General features: G+C 73.1%; 14 protein-coding genes. 10 read left to right on the forward strand and 4 right to left on the reverse strand.

Translation table 11 applies throughout. The features are described from left to right. Positions 1–120: 120 nt before the first annotated feature. On the forward strand, positions 121–876 hold the full coding sequence (locus AC27LF_RS12360; protein ID WP_479656988.1) for a TrmH family RNA methyltransferase: 756 nt from the start codon (positions 121–123) through the stop codon (positions 874–876). Here AC27LF_RS12360 and paaN read toward each other — a convergent pair. Next, complete coding sequence (gene paaN / locus AC27LF_RS12365; RefSeq protein WP_479656989.1) at positions 873–2,573, reverse strand: phenylacetic acid degradation protein PaaN; 1,701 nt, start codon at positions 2,571–2,573, stop codon at positions 873–875. The two genes, AC27LF_RS12360 and paaN, sit on opposite strands and share 4 nt — an antisense overlap. 160 nt (positions 2,574–2,733) lie before the next feature. Between paaN and AC27LF_RS12370 the strand changes: the two genes are divergently transcribed. Together AC27LF_RS12370 and AC27LF_RS12375 are read left to right on the forward strand one after the other, a co-directional pair. After that, positions 2,734–4,251 carry a 3-hydroxyacyl-CoA dehydrogenase gene (locus tag AC27LF_RS12370; RefSeq protein WP_479656990.1) on the forward strand — a complete coding sequence of 506 codons (1,518 nt, stop codon included), beginning with the start codon at positions 2,734–2,736 and terminating at the stop codon, positions 4,249–4,251. Then, positions 4,248–4,835 carry a TetR/AcrR family transcriptional regulator gene (locus AC27LF_RS12375; RefSeq protein WP_479656991.1) on the forward strand — a complete coding sequence of 196 codons (588 nt, stop codon included), beginning with the start codon at positions 4,248–4,250 and terminating at the stop codon, positions 4,833–4,835. The genes AC27LF_RS12370 and AC27LF_RS12375 overlap by 4 nt, the downstream gene beginning before the upstream one ends. Positions 4,836–4,837: 2 nt before the next feature. Here the strand turns inward: AC27LF_RS12375 and AC27LF_RS12380 are convergent, their stop codons facing one another. Beyond that, entirely contained in the window at positions 4,838–5,338 is a 501-nt protein-coding gene (locus AC27LF_RS12380) for an Lrp/AsnC family transcriptional regulator (RefSeq protein ID WP_479656993.1), read from the reverse strand. A gap of 176 nt (positions 5,339–5,514) precedes the next feature. Between AC27LF_RS12380 and pdhA the strand changes: the two genes are divergently transcribed. The 6 genes from pdhA to AC27LF_RS12410 all read left to right on the forward strand — a co-directional run bounded on the left by pdhA (position 5,515) and on the right by AC27LF_RS12410 (position 13,179). Beyond that, entirely contained in the window at positions 5,515–6,651 is a 1,137-nt protein-coding gene (pdhA, locus tag AC27LF_RS12385) for a pyruvate dehydrogenase (acetyl-transferring) E1 component subunit alpha (protein ID WP_479656994.1), read from the forward strand. Continuing rightward, positions 6,648–7,652 carry an alpha-ketoacid dehydrogenase subunit beta gene (locus AC27LF_RS12390; protein WP_479656995.1) on the forward strand — a complete coding sequence of 335 codons (1,005 nt, stop codon included), beginning with the start codon at positions 6,648–6,650 and terminating at the stop codon, positions 7,650–7,652. Before pdhA ends, AC27LF_RS12390 begins: the two co-directional genes overlap by 4 nt. Then, positions 7,652–9,595, forward strand: a complete 1,944-nt coding sequence (locus tag AC27LF_RS12395; protein ID WP_479656996.1) for a dihydrolipoamide acetyltransferase family protein — start codon at positions 7,652–7,654, stop codon at positions 9,593–9,595. The genes AC27LF_RS12390 and AC27LF_RS12395 overlap by 1 nt, the downstream gene beginning before the upstream one ends. Before the next feature lie 202 nt (positions 9,596–9,797). Next, the gene (locus AC27LF_RS12400) at positions 9,798–10,718 is read left to right on the forward strand and encodes an NTP transferase domain-containing protein (RefSeq protein WP_479656998.1); all 921 of its coding nucleotides are present in this window, start codon (positions 9,798–9,800) and stop codon (positions 10,716–10,718) included. Then, positions 10,715–12,085, forward strand: a complete 1,371-nt coding sequence (locus AC27LF_RS12405; protein ID WP_479656999.1) for a molybdopterin molybdotransferase MoeA — start codon at positions 10,715–10,717, stop codon at positions 12,083–12,085. Before AC27LF_RS12400 ends, AC27LF_RS12405 begins: the two co-directional genes overlap by 4 nt. Continuing rightward, positions 12,082–13,179, forward strand: a complete 1,098-nt coding sequence (locus AC27LF_RS12410; RefSeq protein WP_479657016.1) for a potassium channel family protein — start codon at positions 12,082–12,084, stop codon at positions 13,177–13,179. The genes AC27LF_RS12405 and AC27LF_RS12410 overlap by 4 nt, the downstream gene beginning before the upstream one ends. A gap of 23 nt (positions 13,180–13,202) precedes the next feature. On the opposite strand, the gene AC27LF_RS12415 is transcribed toward AC27LF_RS12410, so the two are convergent. Next, positions 13,203–14,051, reverse strand: a complete 849-nt coding sequence (locus tag AC27LF_RS12415; RefSeq protein ID WP_479657000.1) for an ABC transporter permease — start codon at positions 14,049–14,051, stop codon at positions 13,203–13,205. Then, entirely contained in the window at positions 14,048–15,064 is a 1,017-nt protein-coding gene (locus AC27LF_RS12420) for an ATP-binding cassette domain-containing protein (RefSeq protein ID WP_479657001.1), read from the reverse strand. Before AC27LF_RS12420 ends, AC27LF_RS12415 begins: the two co-directional genes overlap by 4 nt. Positions 15,065–15,210: 146 nt before the next feature. Between AC27LF_RS12420 and AC27LF_RS12425 the strand changes: the two genes are divergently transcribed. Next, a complete protein-coding gene (locus AC27LF_RS12425) occupies positions 15,211–16,194 on the forward strand; it encodes an NAD(P)H-quinone oxidoreductase (RefSeq protein ID WP_479657002.1) in 984 nt (327 codons plus the stop codon). Positions 16,195–16,286: the final 92 nt, after the last annotated feature.

The raw sequence follows: 16,286 nt of genomic DNA on the forward strand, positions 1-16,286 counted from the left end.
GTCGCCTCTCGGCGGTCCCGGGGGCGGGACCTGCCCTTCGCGGGCCCGCGCACACCGGAGGGCTTGCGCCGGCGTTCCGCGCCGCGGAAGGCGTCGCGTCGTGCCGCGTAGGCTTCCGGCATGACCGACCCCGTGACCCTGTGGCGCGCGCACGCCGGCTCCGCGGTGCTGCTCGACGGCTTCCACGCCCTCAAGCACGCCGTCCGCTTCGGGGCCGAGGTCCCGGTGGCCGTCACCACCGACCGAGCGGCGGCGCTGGGTCTGGCGCAGGAGCTGGCCCCGGACGTGCGGGACGCCCTGGACGCCCTGCTGGCCGAGGTGCCGGGGCCGGCGTACGCGTCCCTGGTGGCCCGGCCGCATCCGACCGCGGTCGCCGCCCTGGCCGTACGGCCGTCCCGGCAGGCCGGTCTGCGGGCGCTCGCCCGCACGCCCCGGCGGGCTCCCGTCGTGGTGCTCGACAACCCGCGCAACCTGGGCAACGCGGGGGCCGTGATCCGGCTCGCCGCCGGTTTCGGGGCCACCGGGGTCGTCACCACCGGCACGCTCGACCCCTGGCATCCCACGGTCGTGCGCGGCGGGGCGGGCCTGCACTTCGCGACCGTGGTGGAGCGGCTGGCCGTCGAGGAGCTGCCGCCCGGACCGCTGTTCGCCCTCGACCCGGAGGGCGAGGACATCCGGGGTACGAAGCTGCCGGACGACGCCCTGCTGGCCTTCGGGTCGGAGCGCAGCGGGCTGTCCGCCGCGGTACGCGCGCGTGCCGACCAGCTGCTGGCCCTGCCGATGCGCCCCCAGGTCTCCAGCTACAACCTCGCCACCAGCGTGGCGATGACGCTGTACCACTGGAGCGCCACCGGGGGCGCGCCCCGCTCCGCCTAGCGGTCCCGGGCCTCCCGGCGCACCTCCACCATCCGGAAGCGGTTCGCGACGAACGCGCCGTCGCACAGGGCCGCGTTGGCCGCCGGGTTGCCGCCCGAGCCGTGGAAGTCGGAGAAGGCGGCGGTCTGGTTGACGTACACCCCGCCGGTGAGGTTGAAGGACAGCTGGGCCGCCTCCTCCAGACAGACCTCCTGGACGGCCTCCTCGATCTGCGAGTCGGTCGTGTACGCGCCGACGGTCATCGCGCCCTTCTCACGGATCGTGCGGCGCAGTAGCTCGACCGCGCCGGCCGGCGAGTCGACGGCGACGGCGAAGGAGACCGGCCCGAAGCACTCGCTCATGTAGGCGGCCTCGTCGTCCGGCTTGGCGCCGTCCAGTTTGACGATCACCGGTGTGCGCACGACCGCGTTCGGAAAGTCCGGGTTGGTGATCTCGCGTGCGGCCAGGGCGACCTCGCCGAGGCCGGCGGCGGCCTCCAGACGTGCCTTGACGTCCGGGTTGACGATGGCGCCGAGCAGGCCGTTCGCGCGCGCGTCGTCCCCGAGCAGGCCGTCGACCGCGCGGGCGAGGTCGGCGACCACCTCGTCGAAGGTCTTGGGGCCCTCGTCGGTGCGGATTCCGTCCCGGGGGATGAGCAGGTTCTGCGGGGTGGTGCACATCTGGCCGCTGTACAGGGACAGCGAGAAGGCCAGGTTGGACAGCATCCCCTTGTAGGCGTCGGTCGACTCCACGATGACCGTGTTGACGCCCGCCTTCTCCGTGTAGACCTGCGCCTGGCGGGCGTTGGCCTCCAGCCAGTCGCCGAAGGAGGTGGAGCCCGTGTAGTCGATGATCCTGATCTCCGGGCGGGTGGCCAGGGTCTTCGCGATGCCCTCGCCGGGCAGCTCGGCGGCCAGTGCCACCAGGTTCGCGTCGAAGCCCGCCTCCGTCAGCACGTCGCGGGCGATCCCCACGGTGAGCGCGAGCGGCAGCACCGCGCGCGGGTGCGGCTTCACCAGGACCGCGTTGCCGGTGGCGAGGGAGGCGAACAGACCCGGGTAGCCGTTCCAGGTGGGGAAGGTGTTGCAGCCGATGACCAGTGCGATGCCGCGCGGGACCGCGGTGAACCGCTTGGTCAGCTCCAGCGGGTCGCGCTTGCCCTGGGGCTTGGTCCACTGTGCCGTGCCGGGCGTGCGGACCTGTTCCGCGTACGCGTACGCCACCGCCTCCAGGCCGCGGTCCTGGGCGTGCGGGCCGCCCGCCTGGAACGCCATCATGAACGCCTGGCCGCTGGTGTGCATCACCGCGTGCGCGAACTCGTGCGTCCGGTCGCTGATGCGTTGCAGGATCTCCAGACAGACCGCGGCCCGCGTCTCGGGGCCCGCGTCCCGCCAGGCGCGCTGACCGGCCTTCATCGCGGGCAGCAGTGTGTCGAGGTCGGGGTGCGGGTAGGTCACGCCCAACTCGATGCCGTACGGGGAGACTTCGCCGCCGACCCAGTCGTCGGTACCGGGCTGGCCGAGGTCGAGGCGGGTGCCGCGTACGGCGTCGAAGGCGGCCTTGCCCGCCGCGGCGCCCAGGCTGGCGCCTTCCCCGTACGCCTTGGGGTGTTCGGGGTGCGGCGACCAGTACGCGCGCGTGCGGATCGCCTCCAGCGCCCGGTCGAGGGTGGGCCGGTGCTTGGCGATCAGTGTGTGCTCGGTGGGTTGGGCGGCCATGCGGGACCAACTCCTCGTCTCAAGAACTCCTCGTCGAGCTCATGACCTGTGCGGAAACGTGGGCAGCGACGCTCGGTCAGAGTTAGAGTAACCGAACGATCGGTCGGGACAAGGGGGTCCGCCGCATCTGTGGAAAACGTCGTGCGGGAGGATCGCGCACATGACAGCACTCGACCTCAGCAGCCCCGTGGCCGTCGTCGGCACCGGCACCATGGGCCAGGGCATCGCCCAGGTCGCGCTGGTCGCGGGCCACCCCGTGCGGCTGTACGACGCCGTACCCGGGCGGGCCGCGGAAGCGGCCGCGGCGATCGGCGCCCGGCTCGACCGGCTCGTGGCGAAGGACCGGCTGACCGGGGCCGACCGGGACGCGGCCCGCGCCCGCCTCCTGCCCGCCGACGACCTCGCCGCACTCGCCGACTGCACGCTGGTCGTGGAGGCCGTGCCGGAGCGGCTGGACGCCAAGCAGGACCTGTTCCGCGAACTGGAGGGCATCGTCGCCGACGACTGCCTGCTCGCCACCAACACCTCGTCCCTGTCGGTGACGGCCGTCGCCGGCGCCCTGCGCAGCCCGGGGCGCCTCGTGGGTCTGCACTTCTTCAACCCGGCGCCGCTGCTGCCGCTGGTCGAGGTCGTCTCCGGGTTCGCCACCGACGTCACCTCGGCCACGCGCGCGTACGAGACCGCACGCGCCTGGGGCAAGACGCCGGTGGCCTCAGCGGACACCCCGGGTTTCATCGTGAACCGGATAGCCAGGCCCTTCTACGCCGAGGCATTCGCGGTCTACGAGGCACAGGCCGCCGACCCCGCCACCATCGACGCCGTCCTGCGCGAGTGCGGTGGCTTCCGGATGGGCGCCTTCGAACTGACCGACCTCATCGGACAGGACGTCAACGAGTCGGTCACGCACTCCGTGTGGCAGTCGTTCTTCCAGGACGTGCGCTTCACGCCCTCGCAGGCCCAGCGCCGCCTCGTCGAGTCCGGCCGGCTCGGCCGCAAGTCGGGGCACGGCTGGTACGACTACGCCGAGGACGCCGAGCGTCCCGAACCGCACACCGCCGAGCCGCGGCAGGCGCCCGCGTACGTCGTCGCCGAGGGCGACCTGGGACCGGCGGCCGACCTGCTCGCCCTGATCAGCGAGGCGGGCATCCAGGTCCGCCAGGAGGAAGAGGACCACGGCAGCCGCCTGGTGCTGCCCGGCGGCGGTCAGCTGGTCCTCGCCGACGGGCAGACCTCGGTGGAGTTCCGGGACGTCGTCTACTTCGACCTCGCGCTCGACTACCGCAGGGCCACCCGCATCGCGCTGTCCGCCTCACAGGACACCTCCCCGCAGACCCTCGCCGAGGCCATCGGCCTCTTCCAGGCGCTCGGCAAGGACGTCAGCGTCATCGGTGACGTGCCGGGCATGATCGTCGCCCGCACGGTGGCGCGCATCATCGACCTGGCGCACGACGCCGTGGCCAAGGGCGTCGCCACCGAGGAGGACATCGACACCGCGATGCGCCTGGGCGTCAACTACCCCCTCGGCCCCTTCGAATGGAGCCGCAGACTCGGCCGCAGCTGGGCCTACGACCTGCTGGACGACCTGCATCTGCGCGACCCCTCCGGCCGCTACGCGCCCTCTCTCGCGCTCTACCGCCATGCGTACGCCACCGACAAGCGGGAGGGCAGCACCTCATGACCACCGCCAGGCGCGACACGTACACCCCCGAGACGCTGCTCTCGGTGGCCGTCCAGGTGTTCAACGAGCGCGGCTACGACGGCACGTCGATGGAGCACCTGTCCAAGGCGGCCGGCATCTCCAAGTCGTCCATCTACCACCATGTCGCCGGCAAGGAGGAGCTGCTGCGCCGCGCGGTCAGCCGGGCCCTGGACGGGCTCTTCGGCATCCTGGACGAGGAGCACGCGCGCGTGGGACGGGCCGCGGACCGCCTGGAGTACGTCGTGCGGCGCATGGTCGAGGTCCTCATAGCCGAGCTGCCCTATGTGACGCTGCTGCTGCGGGTGCGCGGCAACACCGCCACCGAGCGCTGGGCCCTGGAGCGGCGCCGCGACTTCGACCACCGGGTGGCCGAACTGCTGAAGGACGCCGCCGCCGACGGCGACGTGCGCGAGGACGTGGAGGTGCGGCTCGCGACCCGGCTGGTCTTCGGGATGATCAACTCGATCGCGGAGTGGTACCGGCCCGACGGGCGCGGCACCACGGAGCGTGATGTGGCCGACGCGGTGGTGCGCCTGGTGTTCTCCGGGCTGCGCCGGGACTGACGTCAGCCGTTCGGCTCCAAATCCTCCTCCTCGAACACCAGCAGCGTGCGCGTGCTGAGCACTTCCGGGATCGCCTGGAGCCGGGTGAGCACCAGCTCGCGCAGGGCCCTGTTGTCCGGCGTGTGCACCAGAAGCAGCACGTCGAAGTCGCCGCCCACCAGCGCGATGTGGGAGGCCCCGGGCAGCTCCCGCAGCTGCTCGCGCACCGTGCGCCACGAGTTCTGCACGATCTTCAGGGTGATGTAGGCCGATGTGCCCTGGCCGGCGCGTTCGTGGTCGACGCGGGCCCCGAAGCCGCGGATGACGCCGTCCTCGACGAGACGGTTGATGCGGGCGTAGGCGTTGGCGCGTGAGACGTGGACGCGCTCGGCGACGGACCGTATGGACGCGCGGCCGTCCGACTGGAGGATCTGGAGGATGTCCTGATCAATGGCGTCCAGCGGGCGCGGGGGCGGCAGTACGGCACCGGCCTCCGGGCCCTCGGCCATTTGTTCAGGTGTCATGTCCTCCTGCCTTCCCAGCATGGACGCAGTGCGTTCATTTGAAGCTGTGGAGAACCGTTTGTCCACAGCCTGGAGGTGCCTGTAGCCAAAATGTGCCGACGACCGAACAATCGGTAGGTGAGGCGGGTCACAGCCGACACGCCTCCCGTAGCCGCTTCCCACCAGGAGGTGCCGTCATGACGGTCATGGAGCAGCGGGGCGCGTACCGGCCATCGCCGCCGCCCGCCTGGCAGCCCCGTACGGACCCCGCGCCGCTGCTGCCCGACGCCGAGCCCTACCGCGTCCTCGGCACCGACGCGGCGGCGCAGGCCGACCCCGAACTGCTCCTGCGGCTGTACGCCCAGCTGGTGCGCGGCCGTCGCTACAACATCCAGGCCACCGCCCTCACCAAGCAGGGCCGGCTCGCGGTCTACCCCTCCAGCACCGGCCAGGAGGCATGCGAGGTCGCCGCCGCGCTGGTCCTGAAGGACCGTGACTGGCTCTTCCCCAGCTACCGCGACACCCTCGCCGTCGTCGCCCGCGGTGTCGACCCCGTCGAAGCACTCACCCTGCTGCGCGGCGACTGGCACACCGGCTACGACCCCTACGAGCACCGTGTGGCCCCGCTGAGCACCCCGCTCGCCACCCAGCTCCCGCACGCCGTCGGCCTCGCCCACGCCGCCCGCCTCAAGGGCGACGACGTGGTCGCCCTCGCCATGGTCGGCGACGGCGGCACCAGCGAGGGCGACTTCCACGAGGCCCTGAACTTCGCCGCCGTCTGGCAGGCACCGGTCGTCTTCCTGGTGCAGAACAACGGCTTCGCGATCTCCGTACCGCTCGCCAAGCAGACCGCCGCGCCCTCCCTGGCCCACAAGGCCGTCGGCTACGGCATGCCGGGCCGACTGGTCGACGGCAACGACGCCGCCGCCCTGCACGAGGTCCTTGCCGACGCCGTACGGCACGCGCGCGAGGGCGGCGGTCCGACACTCGTCGAGGCGGTCACCTACCGCATGGACGCCCACACCAACGCCGACGACGCGACGCGCTACCGCACCGACGCCGATGTCGCGGCCTGGCGCGACCACGATCCCGTACTACTGCTGGAACGGGAGCTGACCGGCCGCGGACTGCTCGGCGAAGACGGCATCGCGGCCGCCCGGGAAGACGCCGAGGCGATGGCGGCGCGACTGCGCGACCGCATGAACCAGGACGCCGCACTCGACCCCATGGACCTGTTCGCCCACGTCTACGCCGAACCCACCGGGCAACTGCGCGAGCAGCAGGCCATGTTGGCGGCGGAGCTTGCGGCCGGGCAGGAAGGCGGTGACCGATGACCACCGTCGCCGTCAAGCCCGCCACCATGGCGCAGGCACTCACGCGCGCGTTGCGCGACGCGCTGGCCGCCGACCCGTCGGTGCACGTCATGGGCGAGGACGTCGGCACGCTCGGCGGTGTCTTCCGGGTCACCGACGGGCTCGCCCGGGAGTTCGGCGAGGACCGCTGCACCGACACCCCGCTGGCCGAGGCCGGCATCCTCGGCACGGCCGTCGGCATGGCGATGTACGGGCTGCGTCCGGTCGTGGAGATGCAGTTCGACGCGTTCGCCTACCCGGCGTTCGAGCAACTGGTCAGCCACGTGGCCCGGATGCGCAACCGCACCCGCGGTGCGATGCCCCTGCCGATCACCGTGCGCATCCCCTACGGCGGCGGCATCGGCGGCGTCGAGCACCACAGCGACTCCTCCGAGGCGTACTACATGGCGACTCCGGGGCTCCATGTCGTCACGCCCGCGACGGTCGCCGACGCCTACGGTCTGCTGCGCGCCGCCATCGCCTGCGACGATCCGGTCGTCTTCCTCGAACCCAAGCGGCTTTACTGGGCGAAGGACACCTGGGACCCGGAGCGTCCGGCGGCCGTCGAACCGATCGGCCGCGCGGTGGTGCGCCGTCCGGGCCGGAGCGCCACGCTCATCACGTACGGGCCGTCCGTGCCGGTCTGCCTGGAGGCCGCCGAGGCGGCACGGGCGGAGGGCTGGGACCTCGAAGTCGTCGACCTGCGCTCCCTGGTGCCGTTCGACGACGAGACGGTCTGTGCGTCGGTCCGGCGGACCGGGCGCGCGGTGGTGGTGCACGAGTCGGGCGGGTACGGCGGACCGGGCGGGGAGATCGCGGCGCGCGTCACGGAGCGGTGCTTCCACCATCTGGAGGCACCGGTGCTGCGCGTGGCCGGATTCGACATCCCCTATCCGCCGCCGATGCTGGAGCGGCACCATCTGCCCGGTGTCGACCGGATCCTGGACGCGGTGGCGCGGCTGCAGTGGGAGGCCGAGGGCTGATGGCTCAGGTGCTGGAGTTCAAGCTCCCCGACCTCGGGGAGGGGCTGACCGAGGCCGAGATCGTCCGCTGGCTCGTCGAGGTCGGTGACGTGGTCGCCGTCGACCAGCCGGTCGTCGAGGTGGAGACGGCCAAGGCGATGGTCGAGGTGCCGTGCCCGTACGGCGGTGTGGTCACGGCCCGCTTCGGCGAGGAGGGCACCGAACTGCCCGTGGGAGCGCCGCTGTTGACGGTCGCCGTGGGCCCCGACTCCTCGGACGGCGAGCCCGAGGGCTCGGGCAACGTGCTCGTCGGCTACGGCACGGGGGCGCCCCCGGCGCGCCGGCGCCGGGTACGGCCGACGCCCGGCGGGGCCACGGCGGGCCGCGCGGCGGCGCGCGACGAGGCGCCGCGCGGTTCGGCGGGCGCCCGGACGGGCCTCCCCGCGAACGGCTCTCCCGCGCCGGGGCAGGCGCAAGGACCGGCCCCGGCTCAGGCCCCTGCGCAGGCGCACGGTCCGGTTCAGGCACAGGGTCCGGCGCAGACACAAGGTCCGCCCCAGGAGCACGGTCCGGCCGCGGCGCAGGACCTGGCCCAGGCGCAGGGCCAGTCCGAGGAGCACGGTCCGGTTCAGGCACAGGGTCCGGTCGAGGTGCAGGGTCTGGCCCCGGCTCACGGTCCGGCCCAGGTGCAGGGTCCGTCCCCGGTCGCGGCCCCGGGGCAGGACCCGGCGCCGACCGCATTCCGATCTCAGGGCCAGGCCGGGCCTCAGGAGCCCGGCCGTGCACAGGAACCGGCTCGGGATCAGGATGCGGCCCGGGAGCAGAGTGGGGTCACGGGAGTCGGTCCGGTGGTATCCGGTGCCGGTGCCGGTTCCGGGGGCGGCGGTCCTGCCGCGGCTCGCCTGCGCGGAACCGCGCGTGCCGCCGAGGGCCCCGTTCCCGTGATCTCCCCCCTGGTCCGCCGGCTCGCCCGGGAGGGCGGCGTGGATCTGCGGGAGCTGACCGGCTCGGGACCCGACGGGCTGATCCTGCGCGCGGACGTCGAGCGGGCACTCCGGGCCGCCGCGACGGCCGGCGGACGCGCCGCAACCGTGCCCACCGCCGCGCCTGCCGCGCCCGCTGGACCCGCCATGCCCACCGCCGGACCCGCCGGACCCGCCGCGCCTGCCGGGCCCGCTGGACCCGCCGCGCCCGCTGGGGCACCCGTCGCGTCGGCCGCCGTAGCGGCCACCCCGTTCGCCCCCGTCGCCGAACCGGCTCCCGCATCGGCCGGCACGGCCGTCCGCATCCCGCTCAAGGGGGTCCGCGGCGCCGTCGCCGACAAGCTCTCCCGCAGCCGCCGGGAGATCCCGGACGCCACCTGCTGGGTGGACGCCGACGCGACCGAACTCCTGACCGCGCGGGCGGCGATCAACGCGGCGGGCGGCCCGAAGGTCTCCCTGCTCGCGCTCCTCGCCCGGATCTGCACCGCCGCCCTGGCCCGGTTCCCCGAGCTGAACTCCACCATCGACACCGAGGCCCGGGAGATCGTCCGCCTAGACCGCGTCCACCTCGGGTTCGCCGCGCAGACCGAGCGCGGACTGGTCGTACCCGTCGTACGCGACGCGCATGAACGGGACGCCGAGGGGCTGACCGCGGAGTTCGCCCGGCTGACCGAGGCCGCCCGGTCCGGCACGCTGACCCCCCGGGAACTCACGGGCGGCACCTTCACGTTGAACAACTACGGAGTGTTCGGCGTCGACGGCTCCACACCGATCATCAACCACCCCGAGGCCGCCATGCTCGGCGTCGGCCGCATCGCCGCCAAGCCCTGGGTGCACCAGGGCGAGCTGGCGGTGCGGCAGGTCGTCCAGCTCTCGCTCACCTTCGACCACCGGGTCTGCGACGGCGGCACCGCGGGCGGCTTCCTGCGCCTGGTGGCGGACTGCGTCGAGCAGCCCGTGGTACTGCTGCGGACGCTGTGACCGGGCGGGCGGCCACCGGGGCCCACACGGGCGCCCCCCGGAGAGCACGACCGCACTCGCCGGAGACCACGACCACCCCCGGTACCCCCTGCAACCACGACCACCTTCGTCCCCCGGAGACCACGGCCACCCCCCGTACCCCCGAGACCGCGACCAACCCCCGTCGGTTCCCTGTGATCAGCTCGGCACGCATACTCGGAGGGTGACCGAGAACGCTCCCGCCGCCGGGACGACCGAGCCGTACGACGCCGTCGTCCTGGCCGGCGGCGCCGCCCGGCGGCTCGGCGGGGCCGACAAACCCGGCCTGCGGGTCGGCGGGCGGCCCCTGCTCGACCGGGTGCTCGCCGCCTGCGTCACGGCCCGTACGACCGTCGTCGTCGCCGACCCCCGCCCCACCGGGCGCCCGGTGCGCTGGGCGCGCGAGGAGCCCGCCGGCGCCGGACCGGTCGCCGCGCTCGACGCCGGGCTGCGGCACACCGACGCGGAGCACGCGGTCGTACTCTCCGCCGACCTGCCGTTCCTCGAAGTCACCACGGTGAGCGGGCTGTTGACGGCTCTGCGCAGCACCGGCGCCGAGGGCGCGCTGCTCACCGACGCGGACGGCCGCGACCAGCCGCTCGTGGCCGCGTACCGCACGGCCGCGCTGCGCCGCGAACTGACGGCGCTCGGCGCCGCCCACGGCGGTCTCGCCGGGCTGCCGCTGCGCCGGCTCACCGGCGCGCTCGACCTCACCCGCGTTCCGGACCCGCTCGCGTCCTTCGACTGCGACACCTGGGACGACATCGCCACGGCCAGGGCACGGATCAGGGAGCATGAGCACGTGTTGGATGAATGGATCTCCGCAGTCAAGGACGAGCTGGGCATCGACCTGGACGTCGACACCGGCGTCCTGCTCGATCTCGCCCGCGACGCCGCCCACGGGGTGGCACGCCCCGCCGCACCGCTGACCACCTTCCTCGTCGGCTACGCCGCCGCGCAGGGCAAGGGCGGACCCGAGGCGGTCGCCGACGCCGCCCGCAAGGCCGCCGCGCTGGCGCTGCGCTGGGAGCAAGAGGACGACGCCGCCCGGGCCGGGGACGCGGGCCCCGCCGATCGGCCCGATCCGGGCCCCGACGCCGGATGACCGCCCATGGCATCCGGGCCGGCGGGCCCGCGGCGGACACCGACGACCTCGACGTCGAGGAGGCGCTTGCCCTCGTGAGGGAGCACAGGCCACTCGGAGAGCCCGGCGGCGACCGCGGCTCCACCCCCGCGGGCCGGGCGCCCGCGCCCGCACCGACGGACGGGCACCGGGCGACCCCCTGGCCCCGCGCCCGGGAGATCGCCGCCCGCGCCGCCCGGTCCGGTGCCCGTGGCGCCCCGGTCTCCGCGCCGCTCGCCGACGCCCTCGGCCTGGTCCTCGCCGCCCCTCTCGACGCGCTCACCGACCTGCCCTCCTTCGACACCTCCGCGATGGACGGCTGGGCGGTCGCCGGGCCCGGCCCCTGGTCGGTCCGGGACGAGGGCGTTCTGGCGGGCCAGGCACAGCCCGAGCCGTTGACGGACGGCGAGGCCGTGCGCATCGCGACCGGCGCCCGTGTCCCGGCCGACACCACCGCGGTCCTGCGCTCCGAGCACGGCCGCACGGACCCCAAGGGGCGGCTGCACGCCGCACGCGAGGTCGGCCATGGCCAGGACATCCGGCCGCGCGGCCAGGAGTGCCGCACCGGCGACCAGTTGCTGCCCGTCGGCACCCTGGTCACCCCCGCGGTCCTGGGCCTGGCGGCCGCCGCCGGATACGACGCGGTCACCGTCGTCCCCCGCCCCCGCGCCGAAGTGTTCGTCCTCGGTGACGAGTTGCTGACCAAGGGACTGCCGCACGAGGGCCTGATCCGTGACGCGCTCGGCCCGATGCTGCCGCCCTGGCTGCGCGCGCTCGGCGCCGAGGTCATCGCCCTGCGGCGGCTCGGGGACGACGCCGACGCCCTGCGCAAGGCCCTCACCCTGTCCGACGCGGACCTGGTCGTCACCACCGGCGGCACCGCGGCCGGCCCGGTCGACCAGCTCCACCCCACCCTGGACCGGATCGGCGCCGAACTCCTCGTCGACGGGGTCAAGGTGCGCCCCGGCCATCCCATGCTGCTGGCCCGCACCAAGGAGAACCAGCACATCGTCGGTCTCCCCGGAAACCCGCTCGCGGCCGTCTCCGGCCTGCTCACGCTGGCCGAGCCCCTGGTGCGCACCCTGGCCGTCCACCCCGCCCCCGAGCCCTATGCGATGCCCCTGTGGGAGGCGGTGCAGGGGCATCCGCACGACACCCGGCTGGTCCCCGTCGCGGTGCGCGGTGACCATGCCGTGCCGCTGCACTACAACGGTCCGGCGATGCTGCGCGGTATCGCCGCCGCCGACGCGCTGGCGGTCGTGCCGCCGGGCGGGGCGCAGCAGGGCCAGGAGACGGAGCTGCTTGACCTGCCGTGGGCGTCCGCCGGGATCGGGGCGTGTTTCACGTGAAACTTCCCGGCCACGACGCCATAGCCCGCCAGGCGGACGAGCACCTGGTCACCCATCGGGTGAAACTCCCGAGGAAGGTGGTCGAGCGCCCGATCCGCCAGGTCGTCAAGCGGCTGGCCATGGCCCTGGTGGTCCTGGTCGTGACCGCGTTGATCGTCTATGCCGACCGGGACGGCTACACCGACAACTCGGACGGTTCCGTCGACCTCCTCGACGCCTTCTACTACGCCACGGTCACCCTCTCCACCACCGGTTACGGTGACATCACCCCGGTCAGCGACGGCGCCCGGCTGACCAATATCTTCCTCATCACACCGCTGCGCGTCCTGTTCCTGATCATCCTGGTGGGCACCACGCTGGAGGTCCTGACCGAACGCACCCGGGAGGAATGGCGTCTGAACCGCTGGAGGGCCACCTTGCGTGACCACACCGTCGTCATCGGCTTCGGTACGAAGGGGCGGTCGGCGATCCAGACCGTCTGTGCGACCGGCCTGAAGAAGGAACAGGTCGTCGTGGTTGACCCCAGTTCCAAGGTGGTCGACGCGGCGACCGCCGAGGGGTACGCGGGGATCGTCGGCGACGCCACACGCAGCGATGTGCTCAAGCGGGCCGAGGTGCACAAGGCCCGGCAGATCATCATCGCCCCGCAGCGCGACGACACATCCGTGCTCGTCACGCTGACGGCTCGGCAGCTCAACCGCGGCGCGAAGATCGTGGCAGCGGTGCGTGAGGAGGAGAACGCGCCGCTGCTCAAGCAGTCCGGCGCGGACGCCGTCATCACCAGCGCCAGCGCGGCCGGCCGGCTGCTCGGTCTGTCCGTGCTCAGCCCGGCCGCGGGCATGGTCATGGAGGACCTGATCCAGCAGGGCAGCGGGCTCGACCTCATCGAACGCCCGGTGGTCAAGGCCGAGGTCGGCAAGACCCCACGGCAGACGGACGACCTGGTGGTGAGCGTCGTACGCGGGCACCGGGTGCTCGGCTACGACGATCCGTCCGTCGGCACGCTCCAGTTGACCGACCGTCTGATCACGATCGTGCGGGCGACGCCGGCGGCGCAGATCACCCCCGACATCCGCCCGATGCCCCGCGCCTGAGCCCGCGGCCGGCCGGGCGGTCCCTAACGCCGGTTGTACAGCCGCATCGTGATCGGGCCGAAGACCAGCAGGAACAGGCCCGACCAGCCCAGCGTCCAGGCGATCTCGGCGCCCGGCCAGTCACCGGCCATCAACTCCCGCACCCCGGAGGACAGATGGGTGACCGGGCTGTTGTTGACGAACGCCTGCAGCCAGCCCGGCATCGTCCTCGGGTCGACGAAGACGTTGGACAGGAAGGTGAGCGGGAAGATCACCATCATGCTGACGCCCATGACCGACTTCTCGGTGCGCAGCATCAGCCCGAACATCGTCCAGATCCACGAGAACGCGAACGAGAAGACCAGCAGCAGTGCGATACCGGCGATCACGCCCGGTGCGCCGCCGTCCGGGCGGTAGCCGAGGATCAGACCGACCGTGAGCATCACCAGCGAGGCGATCGTGTAGCGCAGGGCGTCGCCGAGCAGATAGCCGACCATGGTCGCCGGCCGCCACACGGGCAGGGTGCGGAACCGGTCGAACACGCCCTTCTCGATGTCCGTGTTCACCGAGACACCGGTGTACATCGTGATCATCACGACCGACATCGCCATGATGCCCGGCAGCAGGAACTGCACGTACTCCCGCGTCGAACCGGCCAGCGCACCGCCGAAGAGGTAGGTGAACATCAGCAGGTTCATGATCGGGAAAGCGGTCACATCGAAAAGCTGCTCCGGCACGTGCTTGATCTTGAGGATCGCGCGCCAGCCGAAGGTCATCGACGCCGACAGGGCGCTGGGCCGGGGCGGGCGGCGCTCGGCGACCAGCAGCGAGGCCAGCGACTCCGCGCTGACCGGGGCGAGTTCCTTGCTGTCGGTGGTCGTCGCGGTGCTCATGCCGTCACCTCGTCCTTCGTCGGCCGGTGGCCCTTGCTCGGCTCGTGCGTGTCGTGCCCGGTCAGGGCGAGGAACACCTCGTCCAGGCTGGGCTGCCCCAGTGCGAAGGTGTCGACGGTGACGCCGGTGCGGGCGAGTTCGCCCAGGGCCCGTGCGGCCTGCTCGGCCGCCGTACCGCTCGTCCGTGTGGTCAGCCGGGCGGTCAGCGCCACCGGGTCGGGCTCCGGCTGCACCTGGGCGTCCAGGGTGCGCCGCAGCACCTCCGCGGCCGTGGACCGCTGTCCCGGATCGCGCAGCCGCAGATGGACGGAGCCGGCCCCGACGGACGCCTTCAGCTCGCCCTTGGTGCCCTCGGCGATCACCCGGCCCCGGTCGATGACGGCGACACGGGACGCCAACTGATCGGCCTCGTCCAGATACTGCGTGGTCAGCAGCACCGTCGTGCCCTGCGCGACCACGGCCCGCACGATCTCCCACACCTGGTTGCGGCTGCGCGGGTCGAGACCTGTCGTGGGCTCGTCGAGGAAGAGCAGATCGGGGGTGTTGAGGATGGACGCGGCGATGTCGATGCGGCGCCGCATGCCGCCCGAGTAGTGCTTGACCTGCTTGCCGGCCGCGTCCGTCAGGCCGAAGGCCGCCAGCAGCCGCTCGGCGCGCTGCCGCGCGGCCTTCTTGCCGTGCCCGAGGAGGCGGCCGAGCAGCACCAGGTTCTCGGTGCCGGTGAGGTCTTCGTCCACGGACGCGTACTGCCCGGTCAGGCTCACCCGGGCCCGCACCTCGTCGGCCTCGCGCACCACGTCACGGCCGAAGACGTGCGCCTCGCCGGCGTCGGGGCGCAGCAGCGTGGCGAGCATCTTCACGGTGGTCGTCTTGCCCGCGCCGTTCGGGCCGAGGACGCCGTAGACCGTGCCGGCCGGCACGGCGAGGTCGACTCCGTCGACGGCCCGCGTCTCGCCGAACCTCTTCACCAGGCCGGCCGTCTCGATCGCGAGGCCGGACGTCTGCGTGCTCATACGTCGGTCCTTCCGCTTCTGCGGTCTTGGGATACGCATGGGAAGACCTTTGCCTTCGCTGGAACTCATCGCCCGGCCCACGGAATTTTTCGCGGACCCCCCGCACCCCGCGTCCGGGGCCGCGGCCGAGGAGTAGCGTCCGGGGCATGCATGCGATCACGATTCCCGAACCTGGTGGGCCCGAGGCGCTGGTGTGGCACGAGGTGCCGGATCCGGCGCCGCCCGGCGAGGGCGAGGTGCTGGTCGAGGTGGTGGCCAGTGCCGTCAACCGCGCCGACGTCCTGCAACGGCAGGGCTTCTACAACCCGCCGCCGGGCGCGTCCCCCTACCCCGGCCTGGAGTGCTCCGGCAGGATCGCCGCGGTCGGGCCCGGGGTCCTGGGCTGGGCCGTCGGCGACGAGGTGTGCGCGCTGCTGGCGGGCGGCGGCTACGCGCAGCGGGTCGTCGTCCCCGCGGGACAGCTGCTGCCGGTCCCCGAGGGCATCGACCTCAGGCGGGCCGCCGCGCTGCCCGAGGTGGTGTGCACGGTCTGGTCCAACGTCTTCATGATCGCCCACCTGCGCCCGGGCGAGACGCTGCTCGTGCACGGCGGGTCCAGCGGCATCGGCACGATGGCGATCCAGCTGGCCAAGGCGGCCGGCGCGAAGGTCGCGGTCACCGCGGGCAGCAAGGAGAAGCTGGACCGCTGCGCCGAGCTGGGCGCGGACATCCTCATCAACTACCGGGAGCAGGACTTCGTCGCCGAACTCGACCAGGCCACGGGTGGCGCGGGCGCGGACGTCATCCTCGACAACATGGGCGCCAAGTACCTCGACCGCAACGTCCGGGCGCTCGCCGTCAATGGGCGGCTCGCGGTGATCGGCCTGCAGGGCGGCGCCAAGGGTGAGCTGAACCTCGGCGCGCTCCTCAACAAGCGGGCCGCGATCACGGCGACCTCGCTGCGCGCCCGGCCGCTCGCCGAGAAGGCGGCCGTCGTGGCGGCCGTACGCGAGCACGTGTGGCCGCTGGTCGCCTCCGGCCGGGTACGCCCGGTCGTCGACCGCGAACTGCCGATGCCAGAGGCAGCCGAGGCCCACCGCCTACTGGAAACAAGCACCCACATCGGAAAGCTCCTCCTGACCACCCCATAAGCACCCCGGATAGGGCCCGCACCGGGGGTGGGGGCCCGGGGAACGGCGCGATCAACCACGACGCTGCCGCGCTGGGAGGACGGCGGGTGCTG

It is taken from the genome of Streptomyces diversicolor (assembly GCF_057537855.1).

Bases quoted from the DNA above. Each gene is read 5' to 3' on its own strand.
- AC27LF_RS12395 (WP_479656996.1), top strand. From the start codon at position 7,652: ATGGCTCAGGTGCTGGAGTTCAAGCTCCCCGACCTCGGGGAGGGGCTG.
- AC27LF_RS12405 (WP_479656999.1), top strand. From the start codon at position 10,715: ATGACCGCCCATGGCATCCGGGCCGGCGGGCCCGCGGCGGACACCGAC.
- paaN (WP_479656989.1), bottom strand. From the start codon at position 2,573: ATGGCCGCCCAACCCACCGAGCACACACTGATCGCCAAGCACCGGCCC.
- AC27LF_RS12360 (WP_479656988.1), top strand. From the start codon at position 121: ATGACCGACCCCGTGACCCTGTGGCGCGCGCACGCCGGCTCCGCGGTG.
- AC27LF_RS12425 (WP_479657002.1), top strand. From the start codon at position 15,211: ATGCATGCGATCACGATTCCCGAACCTGGTGGGCCCGAGGCGCTGGTG.
- AC27LF_RS12375 (WP_479656991.1), top strand. From the start codon at position 4,248: ATGACCACCGCCAGGCGCGACACGTACACCCCCGAGACGCTGCTCTCG.
- AC27LF_RS12390 (WP_479656995.1), top strand. From the start codon at position 6,648: ATGACCACCGTCGCCGTCAAGCCCGCCACCATGGCGCAGGCACTCACG.
- AC27LF_RS12420 (WP_479657001.1), bottom strand. From the start codon at position 15,064: ATGAGCACGCAGACGTCCGGCCTCGCGATCGAGACGGCCGGCCTGGTG.
- AC27LF_RS12380 (WP_479656993.1), bottom strand. From the start codon at position 5,338: ATGACACCTGAACAAATGGCCGAGGGCCCGGAGGCCGGTGCCGTACTG.
- AC27LF_RS12415 (WP_479657000.1), bottom strand. From the start codon at position 14,051: ATGAGCACCGCGACGACCACCGACAGCAAGGAACTCGCCCCGGTCAGC.
- AC27LF_RS12370 (WP_479656990.1), top strand. From the start codon at position 2,734: ATGACAGCACTCGACCTCAGCAGCCCCGTGGCCGTCGTCGGCACCGGC.
- pdhA (WP_479656994.1), top strand. From the start codon at position 5,515: ATGACGGTCATGGAGCAGCGGGGCGCGTACCGGCCATCGCCGCCGCCC.